The sequence below is a fragment of the Thioalkalivibrio sp. AKL17 genome, from assembly GCF_000377885.1.
Lineage (GTDB): Bacteria > Pseudomonadota > Gammaproteobacteria > Ectothiorhodospirales > Ectothiorhodospiraceae > Thioalkalivibrio > Thioalkalivibrio halophilus.
The window spans coordinates 450,845-468,282 of the sequence record NZ_KB898765.1; the positions used below are offsets into that span (position 1 = coordinate 450,845).

The window sequence follows — 17,438 nt, forward strand, 5'->3', positions numbered from 1 at the left end:
GACTCCGCCTCAGGCGGAGTCGCGCGCGGGGATCGCTGCGGCAGGATCCGCATCCCCGTCGGACGGCGGCGGATCGCCCGGCGGCGATCCGGGTGGCAGGGACCGCGGCCAGGACTTGATCACCGCATGCACCAGAGTGGCCAGCGGGATGGCGAAGAACACGCCCCACAGGCCCCAGATCCCGCCGAAGATGAACACCGAGGCGATGATCGCCACCGGATGCAGGTTAACCACCTCGGAAAACAGCAGCGGCACCAGCACGTTGCCGTCGAGGAACTGGATCACGCCGTAGGCCACCAGCACCCAGGCGAACTCGGAACTGAGGCCGAACTGGAAATACGCCACCGCCGCCACGGGGATGGTCACGACCGCGGCACCGATGTAGGGGATGATCACGGAGATGCCGACCATGAACGACAGCAGCACCGCGTATTCCAGCTGAAACCAGTTGAACGTGGTGAAGCTGACCACCCAGACGATCAGGATCTCGATGAACTTGCCACGCACGTAGCTGGCGATCTTCACGTTCACCTCGCCCCAGACCTCGCTGGCCAGATGGGTATCCCGAGGCAGGAAACCCCGGATCCAGCCGAGGATCTGGTCGCGGTCCTTGAGCATGAAGAACACCATCAGCGGAACCACGATCAGGTAGATCACCACGTCCACCAGATGGCGTGCCGACGCCAGCGAGAAGGTCACCACCTGCTGCCCCAGCTGGGTGGCCTCGGCACGGATCGCGCCCATCAGCTCGAACACCTGCTCGTCGGTGATCAGCTGGGGGTAGCGCTCCGGCAGCTGCAGCAGCAGTTTCTGCCCCTCGGAGATCATGCCCGGCAGCTCGCGCACCAGCTGGGTCACCTGCTGCGACATCAGCGGCACCACGCTGAACAGTGCGGCCAGCGTGGCCAGCAGTGCTCCCAGCAGCACCAGTATCACCGCGAGGATGCGCGGCACCCGCAGGCGCTGCAGCTTGGCCACTGCCCCTTCCAGGAGATAGGCGATGATCACGCTCGCCAGCAGCGGCGCCAGGATGCGCCCGGCGAACACGATGATCAGCAGCCCGACCAGCAACAGCATGGCCAGGATCACCACCTGCGGATCCGTGAAGTGCCGCCGGTACCACTGGCGGAGCATGTCGATCATGACGTCGGGCTGTCCTTGTCGTTGCCGTCGCGATGCGGGTCCTCGGCCTGCACCCTGGCCTGATAGTGCGACCAGAATACCGTTTCCAGTTCGTCGATGACCTCGCTGGCCTCGCGCCCCTGCATCACGTGCTGGGCCATCAGGGACGAGGCCTCGTTGAGCAGCTTGCCGCGGTCCAGCATGTAATAGGTGGCGGTCAGCCGGCGCATCGCCTTGATCACCGACTCGCCCTCGGGCCGCGGGATGGGCTCGGGTTCCGGCACGCCGGCCGGCTCGGGTTCGGACCCCGCGGCGATATCACCGGACTCCTCGCCCGCGCCATCGCCCTGGGATTCGAGGAAACGCGCGAATTTCAGCAGGCTCGTCCGGTCGGCTTCGGACAGGCGCGCGGCCACCTCGGCGATGGCCTCGGTGGTCACATCACGCTTGCGCCGGCCCTGGCCTCCGGCCAGGACCTGTCCGAGATCCCCGGGCAGGCCGGCGTCCGTCGAGCCCTTCGGCGGGATCATCCATCACCCTCGATCTGCAGGCTGAACACGGGCATCTTGCGCCGCTCCTGCATCAGCGACAGCTGCTTGACCAGGGCGACGAGCAGTTCGTCGGTAACCTGCTGCATCTGGTTCCATTCCATGCGCGCCTCGCCGAGCAGTTCGCCCATGTTCGGCGGCGGATTGTGGTCGCCCTCCATCAGGATATCCTCGAGCATCCCGGGCTTGGCCTCCGGACGGAACAGCATGCCATAGGTCAGCTCGTCGGGCCGCACCATCAGCCACTGGCCATCGTCATCCACCATGATCGGCTCCAGACCCTCGGGCAGCTCCACCGAGCCGTGGTGCAGCTGCAGCACGCGGTGGCCGTCCACCGCCTCGGCCACCGGGTCACCCTCGCCGGCCGCGGTCTTGTGGGCGGTGGTGAAACGCGCCACGTAGGGCGGCTCCTCGCTGGCCGTACCGCCGGCCTGCTCGGCCACCAGCAGTCCGCCCATGCCCAGCCCGACCACCGGGCGCTGCGAGCGGCGGAAGATGTCGATCAGGGACAGTTCGTCCGGGACCTGCGGGTTGTTCTCGCGGTCCGCCGTGGGCCAGGCCCCGCCCAGCAGCCACAGGCCGTCGAACTGGGCCGCCGACCCGGGCAGGTCCTGCCCGACGAAGGGACGGTAGTAGGAGAATCCAATGTCGCGTTTTTCGAGCTGGGCCTCGATCAGGGCCAGGAACTCGGAATAGGTGTGCTGTACTACGCAGTAGTTCTTCATCGCACTTTGTCCTTATTTGGGCATGTCGGGGCCGGGCCGGCAGTAGTCCTGCAGGAACTGCTTGAGCACCTCCAGCGTCGGCACCCGGAATTTCTGTCGCGCATGGACCAGCGAGATGGGCCGTTCCAGCGCGGGATCGAGCGGGATCGCCGCCAGTTCGCCCAGGGCCAGTTCCTTGGCCACCACGGCCTCGGACAGCACCGAGACCCCCATACCGGCGGCCACGGCCCCCTTGATGGCCTCGGGGCTGCCCAGTTCCATGCAGCCGCGCAGGGCGTTGCGGTCGTACCCGGCCTGCCCAAGGTACTCCATGATGACCTCGCGGGTCCCGGAACCCTCCTCACGGCATATGAATGGGGCGTCGATGAAGGCCTCCACCCCGACACTGTCGTGTCCGGCGAGCGGATGGTCGGGCGGTACGATCAGCTGCAGACGGTCACTGAAACAGGCCTGCACCTCCAGACTGCGATGGGTCACCGGCGCCTCAACGATGCCCAGGTCCACGCTGCCTTCCTCGACCATGCCCACCACCATCCCGGTGTTGCCCACCCGCAGGCGGATGCCGATCTCCGGATGCGCACGGCGAAACGCCCCCAGCAGCGACGGCAGCATGTATTCGGCCACCGTGGTGCTGGCGCCGATCACCAGGGCCCCGGCGGCCCCCTTCAGCTCGCGCAGGGCGGCCTCCATCTCGCCGTAGGTATCGAAGATCCGCTCGGCGTAACGCCGCACCAGTTCCCCGGCTTCGGTCAGGGCCACCCGGTTGTGGTTGCGGTCGAACAGCCGCGCGTCCAGCTGCTCTTCCAGCTGGCGGACCTGAAAGGTGACCGCCGGCTGCGTCATGTGGAGGATCTCCGCGGCGCGGGTAAAGGACAGCTGCCGCGCCACCGTCAGAAACACCTGCAAGCGTCGATCGGCCATCGGCCCCGTTCACCCCTGTCGCGCCGGAAACCGGCATGCTACCAGTGCCACTGCCCGCGCGGCACATGCCGGCGCAGGGATCCCGCTTGCATCCGCTGCAGCAATACTCCAGAAAGGGACATCATGGACATACAACAGCTGCTCGACTCCCGCTGGCGGCCCGAACCCTGGCTGGAGATTTCCGGTGGCCGACGGCTGGCCGCCCTGGTACTCATCCTCATCCAGATGGGTGCCGTGGTCGCTCTGGTCCTGCGCACCGGCGGCACCGCCACCGCCTACCTGAATTTCATCCTGATCCCGATCCTGGCCGGGGCCGCGATCTTCGGCCCGCGCGGAGGCGCCGCGCTGGGCCTGCTCGCCGGACTGGTCCTGGGCCCGTTCATGCCCCTGGACACCACCACCGGGCAGATGCAACCGCTGCTCAACTGGACCACCCGTGCGGGACTCTATGTCTTCCTCGGCGGGGTCACCGGCTGGATGTTCGCCCAGCTCCACGGGCACGCGCGGCGTCTGGTGGACCAGGCGCTTGCCAACCCGCTGACCGGCCTGCCAAACCGCCAGGCGCTGGAGCGCGACCTGGCGGAGCCGAACATCCCCCGCCCGGCATGGCTCGCGAGCCTGCGAATGGACAACTATGCGGATGCCGTCAGCGCCCTGGGGCTGGAAGCCGAACGCCGCCTGGTGCAGGCCATCAGCCAGCGCCTGCAGACCATGGCCGAGGCAACCGGCAGTCGCCTCTACCATGTCCACGACGACCATTTCGCCCTGATCGTTCCGGCCAACGGCGAGGCACCCTGCAGCGAGATCACCCGTCTGGCCGTGGAGCGGCTGGAGGCCCCGTTTCTGGTTCGCGGCATCCCGGTTTATCTGGGGGCACACGCCGGGGTCGCGGCCTTTCCGACCGGGCCTCGCGACGATCCCGCCGGTTTGCTGACCCGCGCCTGGATGGCCATGCACGAAGCGCGCACCAGCGGGCTTCCCTGCCGTGTCTGGAACGCCGAGCAGGAAGAGCGCTCGCGGCGCACGGTCGAGCGTCTCGGCGAACTGCAGGAGGCACTCGGCCGCGACCAGCTGCACCTGTGGTATCAGCCCAAGACTCGCCCGGACGACGGTCGCCTCCTCGGGCTGGAAGGCCTGCTCCGCTGGGAGCACCCGCGGCTCGGCAACATCCCGCCCGACGAGTTCATGCCGCAGGCCGAACACACCGGCCTGATCCACCCGCTGACCCGCGAACTGCTGGAACGCGCGGCCGCCGACACACTGCGCCTGCGCGAATCCGGGATCGACGTACCGGTGAGCGTAAACGTGTCCGCCCGGAATTTTCTCGATCCCGAGTTCGCCGAGCACGTGCTCGCGATCATCCGGGGGGCCGGGCTGTCACCCCGCGACCTGGAGCTGGAATTCACCGAGACCGCGGTCATGGCCAACCCCGAGGAGGTCATCGCCGCCCTCGGCCGCCTGCAGAACGCCGGAGTCGACGTGGCGATCGACGACTTTGGCACCGGCCAGGCGTCGCTATCCTACCTGCGCCGACTCCCGGTGCACGCACTCAAGCTCGACCAGGCGTTCGTGCGCGACATGACCCGGCGTACGGTCGACGCACAGATCACCCGCGCCGCCATCGGTCTGGGCCATGACCTGGGCCTGCGGGTCGTGGCCGAGGGCGTCGAAGACGACCGGACCCTGCTGGAGCTGGAGCAACTGGGCTGCGATGCGGTTCAGGGGTACGGCATCGCCCGGCCAATGCCGCTGGACGACGTGATCCGCTGGACACACGCGAATTCGCCGCCAGTGCCGGCGCCGGCCACCTGAGGAGCCGGGGACGGGTCTCCCGGAAAACCCGGGGCACCAGTGCGAATGTGCACATTGCCCGGCGTTTCCCTAGACTGCGCCGCATGAGCAAGGCCTGGAAGAAACTCGATCTGGAAGGTGGCGGGCTGCAGGCGGTCAACGCCCGGCTGGCCAGCACCATGCGCTCGCGGCCGGCAGCCTATGCCGCGTGGCTGCTGTTCCCCGTCGGCGGGCACCGTTTCTATCTCCACGAACCCGTCGGTGCGGTGGCGTTCATCGCCGGCAGCGCGGCCACCGCCGCCCTCGCCGTCCTCGTACCCGGACTCTGGTGGCTGCTCCCGGCGGCCCCGGTCGCCGCGCTGGCGGCCTTCGACCTGGTGTGGATCGACCGTCGCGTGACGCGCTACAACAAGGAACTGCGGATGCGGGCCTTCCTGCGCAAGGGCGACCGCCCGCCGCAGGACTATCGCGGACGCTACACCTCCGACGAGGACGCCCGGCGCGAGCTGCAGGAATACCAGGAGGTCAAGGAAGGCGAACGCCCGGGCCAGCCGGGCCCCGCCGGTGCCAACGACCGCGATCGCGATGCCGGGGGGAAACGCCGCATGCCCAGCTTCAACGAACAGGAGGCAATGCTGCGGCAGATGCGGCAGCGCCGTCAGGACGACGAGGACTGACCGGCCGCCCCGGCGTCCCCGTCGCCAACCGCCGGCTCAGTCGTCGCCGGGGCGCCACACGCCGCTGGCTTCCTGCGGGGCGGCGGGCTGCTGCTGCTTCTGGCCTTCCACGTCGTCGAACACCGATTCGGTGAAGGCGGCGAGCTGCTTGAGGTAATCCTTGCGTTCATCCACCGACTCGGGCATCTGCGCCAGCAGAAAGCCGGTGATCGCACTCAGGTACTGCACGGCCACCAGCGGCTGCTGGGCACGCGGATCGGCCTCGGCCAAGACGCCCTGAACCTTCTGGATCAGTTCGCCGGACAGCTGCAGGGTTTCGTCGCTCATTTCCGGATTCTCCATTCACACTCAAAGTTTGCGCGCAACCCTAAGCCATGCCCGGAAGCACCGAAAGTCCGCCCGTGCAGCGACGGGCCTTTAGGGAAACACTGATCAGCCCTGACGCGAGCGCCAGCCCTCGTCGTCGCGATCATCGTCGGACGAATGCTCCGCCAGCGGGGCGTCGTCCTCCACGTCGAAATCCTCGTAGGCCCGGTCAGGCGGGACCTGCCAGGGCTCGGAGGGCACGATGTTGTGCTCGCCGGGACGCGGTGCCCACCGCTCCTCCTCCAGCCCGCGGATCAGCCCGACGACCATCACCAGCATCACCAGCGAGAACGGCAGGGCCGCCAGGATGACCGCGCTCTGCAGCACTTCCAGCCCGCCGGCCAGCAGCAGCACCGCGGTCAGCAGGCCCATCGCCCCGCCCCAGGTCGCCAGGTGCACCGTGCGATGTTCGGTGGAGCCGTGCGCCAGAAGGGTGTTGATGACCACGATCCCGGCGTTCGCGGAGGTCAGCAGGTAGGTCGCGATCAGCACGGTCACCAGTATGCTGCCGCCGATCGCGACCAGCCCCGGCTCCAGGGTCTCCATGGTCAGGAAGGTGGCCCGGGTCATGTCCTCGCTGACCGCGACAGCGATGCCGGCCACCCCCTCGGATTCGGCGTACAGCGCGGTCCCGCCCAGCAGCCCCAGCCACACGAAGGTGATCAGGGTCGGCATCAGCAGCACGCCCATCACGAACTCGCGCAGGGTGCGCCCGCGCGATATGCGCGCGATGAACAGCCCGACGAACGGCGCCCAGGCCAGCCACCAGCCCCAGTAGAAGACCGTCCAGTCGGCATGCCAGCCGTCGGTATGGTGGGCATGGGTGTACAGCGACAGCCCCATCAAGTTCTGCAGATAGGAGCCGGTGGACTGCACCACCAGCGCCAGCAGGTACTGGGTCGGCCCCCAGATCAGCAGCAGCGCGAGCAGCCCTGCGCTGAGCCACATGTTGGCCTGCGAGATCCGCTGCACGCCGGACTGCAGCCCGGTCGCCACCGACAGCACCGCGATCACCGTGAGCACCGCGGTGATCACCACCTCGGTGGTCGCCGAGGTGCCCATCCCGGTGAGGTGGTCCAGTCCCGACCCCAGCTGCTGGATGCCCAGGCCCAGGGTGGTGGCGATGCCGAATACCGTCGCGAGGATGGCCAGCAGGTCGACGATGTCACCCGGCCAGCCATGCACGTACTTGCCCAGCATCGGGTGCAGGGCCGAGCGCAGGGCCAGCGGCTGGCCACGACGAAAGCCGAAATAGGCCAGCATCAGCGCCAGAAGCGCGAACACCGCCCATGCGTTCAGCCCCCAGTGGAAATAGGTCAGCACCATGGACATGTCCGCCGCCGCGGGGTCGCCGTCGCCGGCCACGAACGGATTGCCGCCATAGTGACTGAGGGGCTCGGCCACCGCCCAGAACAGCAGCCCCACGCCCATGCCCGCGGCGAACAGCATCGCCAGCCAGGACAGGGTAGTGAACTCGGGGACCTCGTCGTCATGCCCCAGACGGACGTCCTTGTAACGGCCGATGCCCAGCCAGATTACCAGGACCAGGAAGAAGGCCATGGCGGCGACGTAATACCACTCCAGCAGGGGACTGAGGAAATCGCGTGCCCCGCTGACCGCGGAATCGACCTGATCGGTACGGTAAATCGCCAGCGCCACGATGATCAGCACGGCAACGATGGAGACGAAGGCGACTCGGGGATTCAGGCCCTTGAACGGACCGCGAGTGGCAACGTTGTACATGGGCTCCCCTGGTTTCCGGGTCCGGCGCGGGCGGGTCAGGCGGATGACCGCCGGGACGCGAACGACTCGCCGGCCGGCCCCGTCCCGGGCCCCGGTCCCGACGCTTCGCGCGCGGCCCGAATGATCGCATGGACCCACCGCAGCTTCGCAATCGCGGCCGGGGTCAGCGTGAACGGGTAGATGTGGCCGTGCCCCATGCTGCGGTTGAGGCTGTTGAGGGCATTGGTCAGCGGCAGCCAGTGATCCATCAGGGTATCGATGTCCGGGGCATGATAGGGATCATAGTCCGGCGCGTGGCTCATCGCCGACCCGGCCAGCCCCTCGGCGCCAACCTCGAGGCCATAGGCCCGCGCGGTGTCCAGGGTATCCACGATGTGCAGATAGTGCGCCCAGGTCTCCGCCCAGTCCTCCCACGGATGAGCACTGGCATAGGCACTGACGAAGCGCTCCTGCCAGTCGGCCGGCGGCCCCTCGCGATAATGCCGGCGCAGCGCGGCATCATAATCGGCGCGCTCGTCGCCGAACACCCGGCGGAAATCCTCGTGCGCCGGGCCACCGCGCACCAGGCGTTCCCAGTAATGGTGGCCGCTCTCGTGGCGGAAATGCCCCAGAATGGTGCGATAGGGCTCGGCCATCGCCTCGCGCATGCGCTCGCGCACCGCCGGATCGGCCTCGGCGATATCCAGGGTGATGAGACCGCCGGCATGCCCGGTCACCACGCCGCCGCCTTCCTGAAAGGCCGGCGCGGTGGACGCCAGGAAATCGAACGCCAGGCCCGCGGGATCATCGCGTTTCGGCGTCACCGGCAGACCGAGCCGCAGCAGGCCATAGACCAGACGCCTCTTCTCAGCCTCCAGACGCGCCCACAGGGTCCGGTTCCCGGGAACACTCAGATCGGGGATGGTCCGGTTGAGACGGCATGCGCGGCAGAACGGATCCGGATCCGACTCCGGCACCATCCAGTTGCAGATGCCGTCCACCGCATAATGCCGACACTGCCGATAGCGCTGGCCATCCGGCTCCCCGGCTATTTGCCACCATCCTTCCGGAACCTCGCGGCCATGCCGGTCGGTGCCCGCCCCGACCGGGGCCAGGGCCGCCACCCGCATGCGGTCGGGCAGAAAACCCAGACGGTGGCCGCAGCGGGTGCAGCAGGTATTGTCGAAATGCACCGCAAGGCCACAGGCCTCGCACTCGAACAACTGCATGGATATTCCCCGCTGCTCCCGGTCTGCCGGTACCGCCCCAGAGTACGCCCTCCGGCGCCCCGCGTCAGGGCCCCTCGAGCAGCGTCCGCACCCGTTCCAGGGTACGCGGATGCTCGAGGATGCCGGCATGCGTGGCATCCACCCCGTAGAGACTCGCAGCCGCCGCCTGGGCCTCCGGCCGCAACATGCTCTCGAGGCTCACCACGCCGTCGGTAAGTTCGCGGCTGCGCCCGCTGTCCCGACGATGCGCGAACAGCAGGTGCATCTCGGCCGGGATCCCGACCGAGCCGGCGAACAGGCCTTCCAGAAATTCGCTGCCCGGCGCCATGTCACGCCAGACCGGCACCACGACCGGCGCATGCGCGACCCCGGTCGCGGCCATCCGGTGGCCTCCCCAGGGCGTGGCCAGGGTCACCAGCCGCGGCACCCGGGCAGGCGCGCCGCGGCGCTCGCGCTCCAGCAGGAAACCGCGCGCCACCAGACCGCCCATGCTGTGCGCCACCACATGATACCGTTCCAGGTCGTGGCGCAGCTCCAGCTCCTCCATCACCTGGGCCAGGTGCACCGCGGCCGCTTCCAGCGGGACACCCGACGGGTAGTAATAAGCCCAGGGCTGGAAACGGCGGGTATCCAGGTCCTCCACCAGCGCCTCGAAAGAGACGGGCGAACCGTTCATGCCATGGATGAACAGCACCGGCTCGCGCGAGGAATCGTAGGGACCATCGAGGAAATACACCCCCGTGTGGCCGTCGCGGACGAAATCCAGTGGCCGCCACTGACTGGCGGCGGCAATCGCCGGATCGAATCGCGGGTCCGCCAGCGTGGTGACAAGACCGAAGGCCGTAACCCGCCCGAGGCTGGGCAGCGAACCATCCTCGTGTTCCACCCGTTCCGCCGCCGCGCCCGCGAACGCCAGACCGCCCTCGGCGAAAACCCCCTCGATCCGCCTCGCGGGGTCGTCGACCCGGATGCGCTCGTCCAGGTAGCGCTCGCCGGCGCCGCAATCGAGCGTTGCACCGCGCTCCCAGGCATGGGCGGCCACGGGCACGGCCTCCGCATCGCGGCCATCCTGCCAGTAACCCAGCACCGACCACACGCCCGGTTCGAGGGCAAAGAACCACTGCCCGCCGGACCCAGTGAGCACGTGATCCACCACCTCCGGCGGCAACCCTTGACCGCGCTCGCGCACCGCCAGCACCACGTAGGCCCCGTCGTCCGGATCCTTGCCAAGCGCTCCGGCCCCGGCGATGCGGCCCTCCAGTACGCAGCCCCCCTGCATCGCGGCAAACTGGCCGCGCGCCTCCAGCAGGGTGCAGCCGGTCCCGGCCACCGCCACGGCCAGCAGCACAGGCATCCACGCAAGCCGCCACATCGCCCGGCGGAACACGTCACGCACCCCTGCCCGCTCATCCATGGTTTCATCCTTTGACCCGGCCTACGGCGGGCCCTGACGCTTCCATTCCGGGCATGTTCCCGCGCCACGCGCCGGCCGTCCAGCCCGCACCATCCATGTGCATTCTGCACCACAAAAGAGCAGACAGGATTGTCCCGGGTAGCAGCTTATGCCTTAATGCGCGCCCATGATTCACACAGGAAGACACTCATGAACGGAAGTCTCGACGAGAAACTCGAGCCGATTTATCAGGAAGTCCTGCACCGCAACCCGGGCGAGACGGAGTTTCACCAGTCCGTGCACGGGGTGCTGCAGACCCTGGGCCCGGTTCTGGTCAAGTACCCGGAATTCGCCGACCTGAAGATCATCCAGCGCATCTGCGAACCGGAACGCCAGATCATCTTCCGCGTGCCCTGGCAGGACGATCGCGGCGAACTGCAGATCAACCGTGCCTTCCGCGTGCAGTTCAACAGCGCGCTGGGGCCGTACAAGGGCGGCATCCGCTTCCATCCATCGGTGTATCTGGGGATCGTCAAGTTTCTCGGCTTCTCCCAGGTCTTCAAGAATGCGCTTACCGGGCTGCCGATCGGCGGCGGCAAGGGCGGCAGCGACTTCGATCCCAAGGGCCGCTCCGACGGCGAGATCATGCGCTTCTGCCAGAGCCTGATCACCGAGATGTATCGCTACCTCGGCGAATACACCGACGTCCCCGCCGGCGACATCGGCGTCGGCCAGCGCGAGGTCGGCTACATGTTCGGGCAGTACAAGCGTCTGACCAATCGCTTCGAGTCGGGCGTGTTCACCGGCAAGGGTCTGGACTGGGGCGGCAGCCGCGCGCGCACCGAGGCCACCGGCTACGGTGCGGTGTTCTTCACCCAGGAGATGCTGAAGGCCCGCAACGATTCCCTCGAAGGCAAGCGGGTAGTAATCTCGGGCGCCGGCAACGTGGCGATCTTCGCCACGCAGAAGGCGCAGCAGCTGGGTGCGAAGGTCATCGCCTGCTCCGACTCGCGTGGCGTGATCCTCGACGAGGACGGCCTCGATCTGGACCTGCTGCGCCAGATCAAGGAACGTGAACGCGGCCCGGTCTCGGACTACGCCGAACGCAAGCCGAGCGCGAAATACCGCGAAAACGGCTGCATCTGGGAGATCCCCTGCGAGGTCGCCCTGCCCTGCGCCACGCAGAACGAACTGACCGGCAAGGACGCGAAGGCGCTGGTCGAAAACGGCTGCATCGCGGTCGCCGAAGGCGCCAACATGCCGGTAACCCCGGAGGGCATTCAGACCTTCCGCGAGGCGGGCATCGCGTTCGGTCCCGGCAAGGCCGCCAACGCCGGCGGCGTAGCCACCAGCGCGCTGGAAATGCAGCAGAACGCCAGCCGCGACTCCTGGACCTTCGAATACACCGAGGCACGCCTGCAGGAGATCATGGCGAACATCCACCAGACCTGCTTCGAGACGGCCGAAGAATACGGCTCACCGGGCAATTACTCGGTCGGCGCCAACATCGCCGGCTTCGTCAAGGTCGCCCGCGCCATGGAGGCCATGGGCCACATCTGAGGTCCCGGGCCCGAACGCAGGAAGGCCCGCACATGGCGGGCCTTCGGGTCATCCTCAGTGACAGCCGGGACGGACCGGGGCGGCTCAGGCCGCCTCGGCGTGCTTGACGAAGCGCAGGGCCTCGCCCTCCATGTCCACGCGGATGGTGTCGCCGGAGACGAACTCGCCGGACAGCAGCTGCTGCGCCAGCGGGTTCTCCAGCTGGGTCTGGATCGCCCGCTTCAGCGGCCGCGCCCCGTACACCGGGTCGAAGCCCGCCTCGCCGAGGTGATCCAGCGCCGCGTCGGAGACCTCCAGCCCCAGTTCGCGCTCCTCCAGGCGTTCGCGCAGATAGCGCAGCTGGATCTCGGTGATCGCACGGATCTGCTCGCGCTCCAGCGGGTGGAAGACCACCACGTCGTCCACGCGGTTGATGAACTCGGGCCGGAAGTGCTGCCCGACGATCTCCATCACCGCGCCCTTCATGCGATCGTAGTTGTCCTCGCCGGCCATCTCCTGGATCTGCTGCGAGCCCAGGTTGGAGGTCATCACGATCACCGTGTTGCGGAAGTCCACGGTACGCCCGTGACCGTCGGTCAGGCGGCCGTCATCCAGCACCTGCAGCAGCACGTTGAACACGTCCGGATGCGCCTTCTCGACCTCGTCCAGCAGGATCACGGAATACGGCTTGCGGCGCACGGCCTCGGTCAGATAGCCGCCCTCCTCGTATCCGACATAGCCCGGAGGCGCCCCGATCAGCCGCGCCACGGAATGCTTCTCCATGAACTCCGACATGTCGATGCGCACCATGGCCTCCTCGGTGTCGAACAGGAAGCCGGCCAGCGACTTGGTCAGCTCGGTCTTGCCGACGCCGGTGGGGCCCAGGAACAGGAACGAGCCGTTCGGACGGTTGGGATCCGCCAGCCCGGCGCGTGAACGGCGGATGGCGTTGGCCACGGCGGTGACCGCCTCGTTCTGGCCGACCACGCGCTCGCCGATGGCCTCTTCCATGCGCAGCAGCTTGTCCTTCTCGCCCTCCAGCATCTTCGCCACCGGGATCCCGGTCCAGCGCGAGACGACCTCGGCGACTTCCTCGTCGGTCACCTTGTTGCGCAGCAGCCGGGTCTCCTGGCTCTCCATCTCGTGGGCCATGGCCAGGGACTTCTCCAGATCCGGGATCTTCCCGTACTGCAGCTCGGACATGCGCGACAGGTCACCGGCACGCCGCGCGGTCTCCAGCTCCTGACGCGCCCGCTCCAGTTCTTCCTTGAGCTGCGCGGCGCCGGAGACCGAGGCCTTCTCGGACTTCCACACCTCTTCCAGGTCGGAGTACTCGCGCTCCAGGCGCTCGATCTCCTCCTCCAGCGTGCCCAGGCGCTTCTTCGAGGCCTCGTCGGATTCCTTGTTCAGCGCCTCGCGCTCGATCTTCAGCTGAATCAGGCGCCGCTCCAGCCGGTCCATGGACTCGGGCTTGGAGTCAATCTCCATGCGGATGCGCGAACTGGCCTCGTCGATCAGGTCGATCGCCTTGTCCGGCAGCTGGCGGTCGGTGATGTAGCGCTGCGACAGCTGCGCCGCGGCGACGATTGCCGGGTCGGTGATCTCGATCCCGTGGTGCACCTCGTAGCGTTCCTTCAGCCCGCGCAGGATGGCGATGGTATCCTCCTGGCTCGGCTCGTCCACCAGCACCTTCTGGAAGCGGCGCTCCAGCGCGGCGTCCTTCTCGATGTTTTCGCGGTATTCGTTGAGCGTGGTGGCGCCGATGCAGTGCAGCTCGCCACGCGCCAGCGCCGGCTTGAGCATGTTGCCGGCGTCCATCGCGCCCTCGGCCTTGCCGGCGCCCACCAGGGTGTGGATCTCGTCAATGAACAGGATCACGCGACCCTCTTCCTGCGAGATCTCGTTGAGCACCGACTTCAGGCGTTCCTCAAAATCGCCGCGGTACTTGGCCCCGGCCAGCAGCGAGCCCATGTCCAGCGCCAGCACGCGCTTGTCCTTGAGCCCCTCGGGCACCTCGCCGTTGACGATGCGCTGGGCCAGGCCCTCGACAATCGCGGTCTTGCCGACCCCGGGCTCGCCGATCAGCACCGGGTTGTTCTTGGTTCGCCGCTGCAGCACCTGCACCGAGCGACGGATCTCCTCGTCACGCCCGATCACCGGATCCAGCTTGCCCTGCTCCGCACGTTCGGTCAGGTCGGTGGTGTATTTCTCCAGCGCCTGCCGGTTCTCCTCGGCATTGGGGTCGTCCACCTGGGCCCCGCCGCGGATCTGCTCCACCGCGTCCTCGATGGAATCCTTGTTGGCCCCCGCATTGCGCAGCATCTCGCCCACGCCGGCCTTCTCGTCGATGGCGGCGAGGAGAAACAGCTCGCTGGGGATGTACTGGTCCTTGCGCTCCTGGGCCAGCTTGTCACACACGTTGAGCATGCGCCCCAGGTCGCTGGACACGTGCACGTCGCCGGCGGCACCCTCTACCTTCGGCATGCGATCCAGCGCCTCGCCCAGCGCGGAGCGCAGCTGGCGCACGTTGACCCCGGCACGGTCGAGCACGTGGCGGGTGGTGCCGCCCTCCTGATCCAGCATGGCCAGCAGCAGGTGGGCCGGTTCAATGAACTGATGATCCCGGCCCACCGCCAGCGACTGGGCGTCGGAGATCGCGCTCTGGAATTTGGTCGTCAGGCGATCCATTCGCATCGGATTGATCCTCGCTTCAAAATTGGCAACTGACCCGAACGATGGGGCCGCCGCCCCCCGCTTCAAGACCGAACCCGCAAATTCCCTGTCGAAATGACCGGACTCCCTCGGTCACGGTACGGGATCTGACAGCGGCCCGGGCACTCTGTATCGTCAGTGTTCCAGCCCGTCACCCGACAACCGCGATGTCACCTGCGCCGGACTCCCAACGCTACCGCAACCTTTTCGAGCAGGCGCCCGAGGCTCACCTGGTCCTTGATCGAGCCGGGCATGTGGTGGCGGCCAACCAGGCGGCCTGCCGGCTTTTTCACTGCGCCGACGCCGGGGAGCTCGACGGCCGGAGCATCTCCGCACTGGACATGGAAGCCTCGCCCGACGATGTCCGGCGCGTTCACGAAAATCCGGCGCATCACCTGCCCGCACGCTTCGAGACCCGCATGCGGCGTCCGGACGGCAGCCATTTCCCGGCGGAGGTCCGTACCCGCGCGGTGGAACACGACGACGATATCGAGGTCTTCACCACCCTGCGCGACATCACCGGCCAGCGCATCTCGGAGCAGACCCTGCATGACCTCGAAAGCCAGCTGGAGGTCACCGTCGCCAATGCTCCGCTGATCCTGTTCTCCCTCGATGCCGACGGCTACATCACGCTGTCAGAGGGCGCCGGCCTGTACGGCCTGGGGCTGAACAACCACGACCTGGTGGGCGTGAACGCCTTCGAACGCTGGGCGGACCATCCGCAGGTGCCGCAGGACCTGCGTCGCGCCCTCGCGGGCGAGCACTTCGCCAGTGAATTCGATCTCGATGGCCGCCGCCTCAACATCAGCTGGACCCCGACCGCGGACCCGGACGGCGTGATCTCGGGCGTGATCGGCGTGGCCTACGACCTGACCGACCTGCGCGTTACCGAACGGCACCTGGAAGCGGAACGCGACCGGCTCTCGACCACCCTGGAATCACTGGCCGACGGGGTCATCACGACCGATGCCGACGGCCGGATCCAGTACATCAACCCGGCCGCCGAAGCGCTCCTGGACGTGGACCGGGCGAACGTCCTGGACGCCGATGCGGATCGCACGATCGGTCTCCTGGAACCCGGCCAGGACAGCGCGACACCCCTCGCGGCGCGCTGTCTGCGCTGGGGCCGGCCCCTGGAGTACCCGGAAGGTCGCCTGGAAATCTGCGCGGGCCCCTGCCACGTGCGCGCCACGGTCTCGCCCCTGGGCGGAGCAACGGATGGAGACGTCACGGGCGCGGTCATCGTGCTGCAGGACATGACCGCCCTGTCGGACATGACCAGCCGCCTCAACCACCAGGCGACCCACGATGACCTGACCGAACTGTTCAACCGTCGGGAGTTCGAGCGCCGGGTGGAGTCGGCCCTGTCAATTCCGGGCCGGCACAGGACACCGCATGTGCTGTGCTACATGGACCTGGACCAGTTCAAGATCGTCAACGATACCTGCGGCCACCTGGCCGGCGATGCCCTGTTACAGCGCCTGGCCGAGCTGCTGCCCCGGCACATCCGGGAGAGCGACACCCTGGCGCGCCTGGGCGGTGACGAATTCGGCCTGCTGCTTAACCACTGTCCGGTGGAGCGCGCGCAGGAGATTGCGGAGGAAATCATCGACACGGTGCGCGATCTGCGCTTCGAATGGGAGGGCCGGCGCTTCGACATCGGGGTATCCATCGGCCTAGTCCCGGTGTACGGGGCGCAGAAGGATCTGAACATCCTTCTCAGCCAGGCCGATTCGGCCTGCTACGCCGCCAAGGAAACCGGGCGCAACACGGTGTACCTGTGGCGCGAGGGCGATGATCGCCTGCGCCAGCGCCACGGCGAGATGGAATGGGTGGGGCGCATTCGCGACGCCCTGGAACAGGCCCGTTTCGTCCCCTTTGCCCAGCCCATTCAGCGTCTGGACCCGGCCGCCGGACACAGCCTGGACCATTTCGAGGTACTGGTGCGGCTGCAGGACGAGCAGGGCGAGCTCATCGCGCCCGGGGCATTCATTCCGGCTGCCGAACGCTACCACCTGATGCCCGAGATCGACCGTCACGTAATCGAGGCGGTGCTGATCGAGCTGACCACGCACCCGGACGACTCGATCCCGGTGGCCATCAACCTGTCGGGCCAGTCGCTGGCCCAGCCGGAGATGCTGGACTTCATCGCCGACCGCCTGTCGCACCACGGCATCGCCCCGCGGCGCGTGACCTTCGAGATCACCGAAACCGCGGCGATCTCCAATCACGACCAGGCGATCAGCCTGATCCGCGCACTGCGCTATCTTGGCTGTCATTTCTCGCTGGACGACTTCGGCTCGGGGCTGTCCTCTTTCGGTTATCTGAAGAAACTCTCGGTGGACTTCCTCAAGATCGACGGCAGTTTCGTCCGCGGGATCGCTCAGGACCCGGTGGATGCGGCCATGGTCACGGCCATCCACCGGGTGGGCCGTGTTCTGGGTCTGCACACCATCGCCGAAGGGGTGGAGGACGCCGAGGGCATGGAACGGCTGCGCGCCATCGGTCTGGACTGCGTGCAGGGTTATCACATCGCCCGTCCGCGTCCCCTGCGCGACTGCCTGCAGGACCTTCTCACTTCTTCCTGACCAACGAGCGGTTGTCTGCCGGGGATCCCCGTGTTTCGCTGCATGGCCCCGGCGCAGGCCCGCTCATTGGGCACGTCTTTCCTCCGCCTGTTAAATTGTTGACCA

The 17,438-nt window shown here is 67.5% G+C and carries 13 protein-coding genes; 4 read left to right on the plus strand and 9 right to left on the minus strand.

What is annotated here, in order from left to right:
* Nucleotides 1-9: 9 nt before the first annotated feature.
* The 4 genes from D577_RS0105355 to D577_RS0105370 are packed head-to-tail and all read right to left on the minus strand — an operon-like array spanning nt 10 to nt 3,316.
* Nucleotides 10-1,143 (minus strand): AI-2E family transporter, encoded by a 1,134-nt coding sequence (locus tag D577_RS0105355; RefSeq protein ID WP_018946521.1) that lies wholly within the window; start codon nt 1,141-1,143, stop codon nt 10-12.
* Nucleotides 1,140-1,652 (minus strand): hypothetical protein, encoded by a 513-nt coding sequence (locus D577_RS0105360; RefSeq protein WP_018946522.1) that lies wholly within the window; start codon nt 1,650-1,652, stop codon nt 1,140-1,142. The genes D577_RS0105355 and D577_RS0105360 overlap by 4 nt, the downstream gene beginning before the upstream one ends.
* The gene (locus D577_RS0105365; RefSeq protein WP_018870130.1) at nt 1,649-2,395 is read right to left on the minus strand and encodes a type 1 glutamine amidotransferase; all 747 of its coding nucleotides are present in this window, start codon (nt 2,393-2,395) and stop codon (nt 1,649-1,651) included. The genes D577_RS0105360 and D577_RS0105365 overlap by 4 nt, the downstream gene beginning before the upstream one ends.
* Before the next feature lie 12 nt (nt 2,396-2,407).
* A complete protein-coding gene (locus tag D577_RS0105370) occupies nt 2,408-3,316 on the minus strand; it encodes a LysR family transcriptional regulator (RefSeq protein ID WP_018946523.1) in 909 nt (302 codons plus the stop codon).
* 123 nt (nt 3,317-3,439) lie between these two features.
* Between D577_RS0105370 and D577_RS0105375 the strand changes: the two genes are divergently transcribed.
* A complete protein-coding gene (locus tag D577_RS0105375; RefSeq protein WP_018946524.1) occupies nt 3,440-5,128 on the plus strand; it encodes a bifunctional diguanylate cyclase/phosphodiesterase in 1,689 nt (562 codons plus the stop codon).
* 83 nt (nt 5,129-5,211) lie between these two features.
* Nucleotides 5,212-5,784 (plus strand): hypothetical protein, encoded by a 573-nt coding sequence (locus D577_RS0105380; protein ID WP_018946525.1) that lies wholly within the window; start codon nt 5,212-5,214, stop codon nt 5,782-5,784.
* A 36-nt stretch (nt 5,785-5,820) separates the two neighbouring features.
* Here the strand turns inward: D577_RS0105380 and D577_RS0105385 are convergent, their stop codons facing one another.
* The 4 genes from D577_RS0105385 to D577_RS0105400 form a co-directional block, all read right to left on the minus strand.
* A complete protein-coding gene (locus tag D577_RS0105385; protein WP_018871131.1) occupies nt 5,821-6,111 on the minus strand; it encodes a hypothetical protein in 291 nt (96 codons plus the stop codon).
* Between the two features lie 105 nt (nt 6,112-6,216).
* Nucleotides 6,217-7,893 (minus strand): BCCT family transporter, encoded by a 1,677-nt coding sequence (locus D577_RS0105390; protein WP_018946527.1) that lies wholly within the window; start codon nt 7,891-7,893, stop codon nt 6,217-6,219.
* 35 nt (nt 7,894-7,928) lie between these two features.
* A complete protein-coding gene (locus D577_RS0105395; RefSeq protein ID WP_018946528.1) occupies nt 7,929-9,101 on the minus strand; it encodes a putative zinc-binding metallopeptidase in 1,173 nt (390 codons plus the stop codon).
* A 64-nt stretch (nt 9,102-9,165) separates the two neighbouring features.
* Entirely contained in the window at nt 9,166-10,515 is a 1,350-nt protein-coding gene (locus D577_RS0105400) for an alpha/beta fold hydrolase (protein WP_018946529.1), read from the minus strand.
* 189 nt (nt 10,516-10,704) lie between these two features.
* Between D577_RS0105400 and gdhA the strand changes: the two genes are divergently transcribed.
* Nucleotides 10,705-12,054 carry an NADP-specific glutamate dehydrogenase gene (gene gdhA, locus D577_RS0105405; RefSeq protein WP_018946530.1) on the plus strand — a complete coding sequence of 450 codons (1,350 nt, stop codon included), beginning with the start codon at nt 10,705-10,707 and terminating at the stop codon, nt 12,052-12,054.
* Between the two features lie 84 nt (nt 12,055-12,138).
* Here the strand turns inward: gdhA and clpB are convergent, their stop codons facing one another.
* Nucleotides 12,139-14,721, minus strand: coding sequence for an ATP-dependent chaperone ClpB (gene clpB / locus D577_RS0105410; protein ID WP_018946531.1), 2,583 nt, complete (start codon nt 14,719-14,721; stop codon nt 12,139-12,141).
* A 191-nt stretch (nt 14,722-14,912) separates the two neighbouring features.
* Here clpB and D577_RS0105415 point away from each other — a divergent pair, with 191 nt between their 5' ends.
* Entirely contained in the window at nt 14,913-17,333 is a 2,421-nt protein-coding gene (locus D577_RS0105415) for a bifunctional diguanylate cyclase/phosphodiesterase (RefSeq protein ID WP_018946532.1), read from the plus strand.
* The last annotated feature ends 105 nt before the right edge of the window (nt 17,334-17,438 follow it).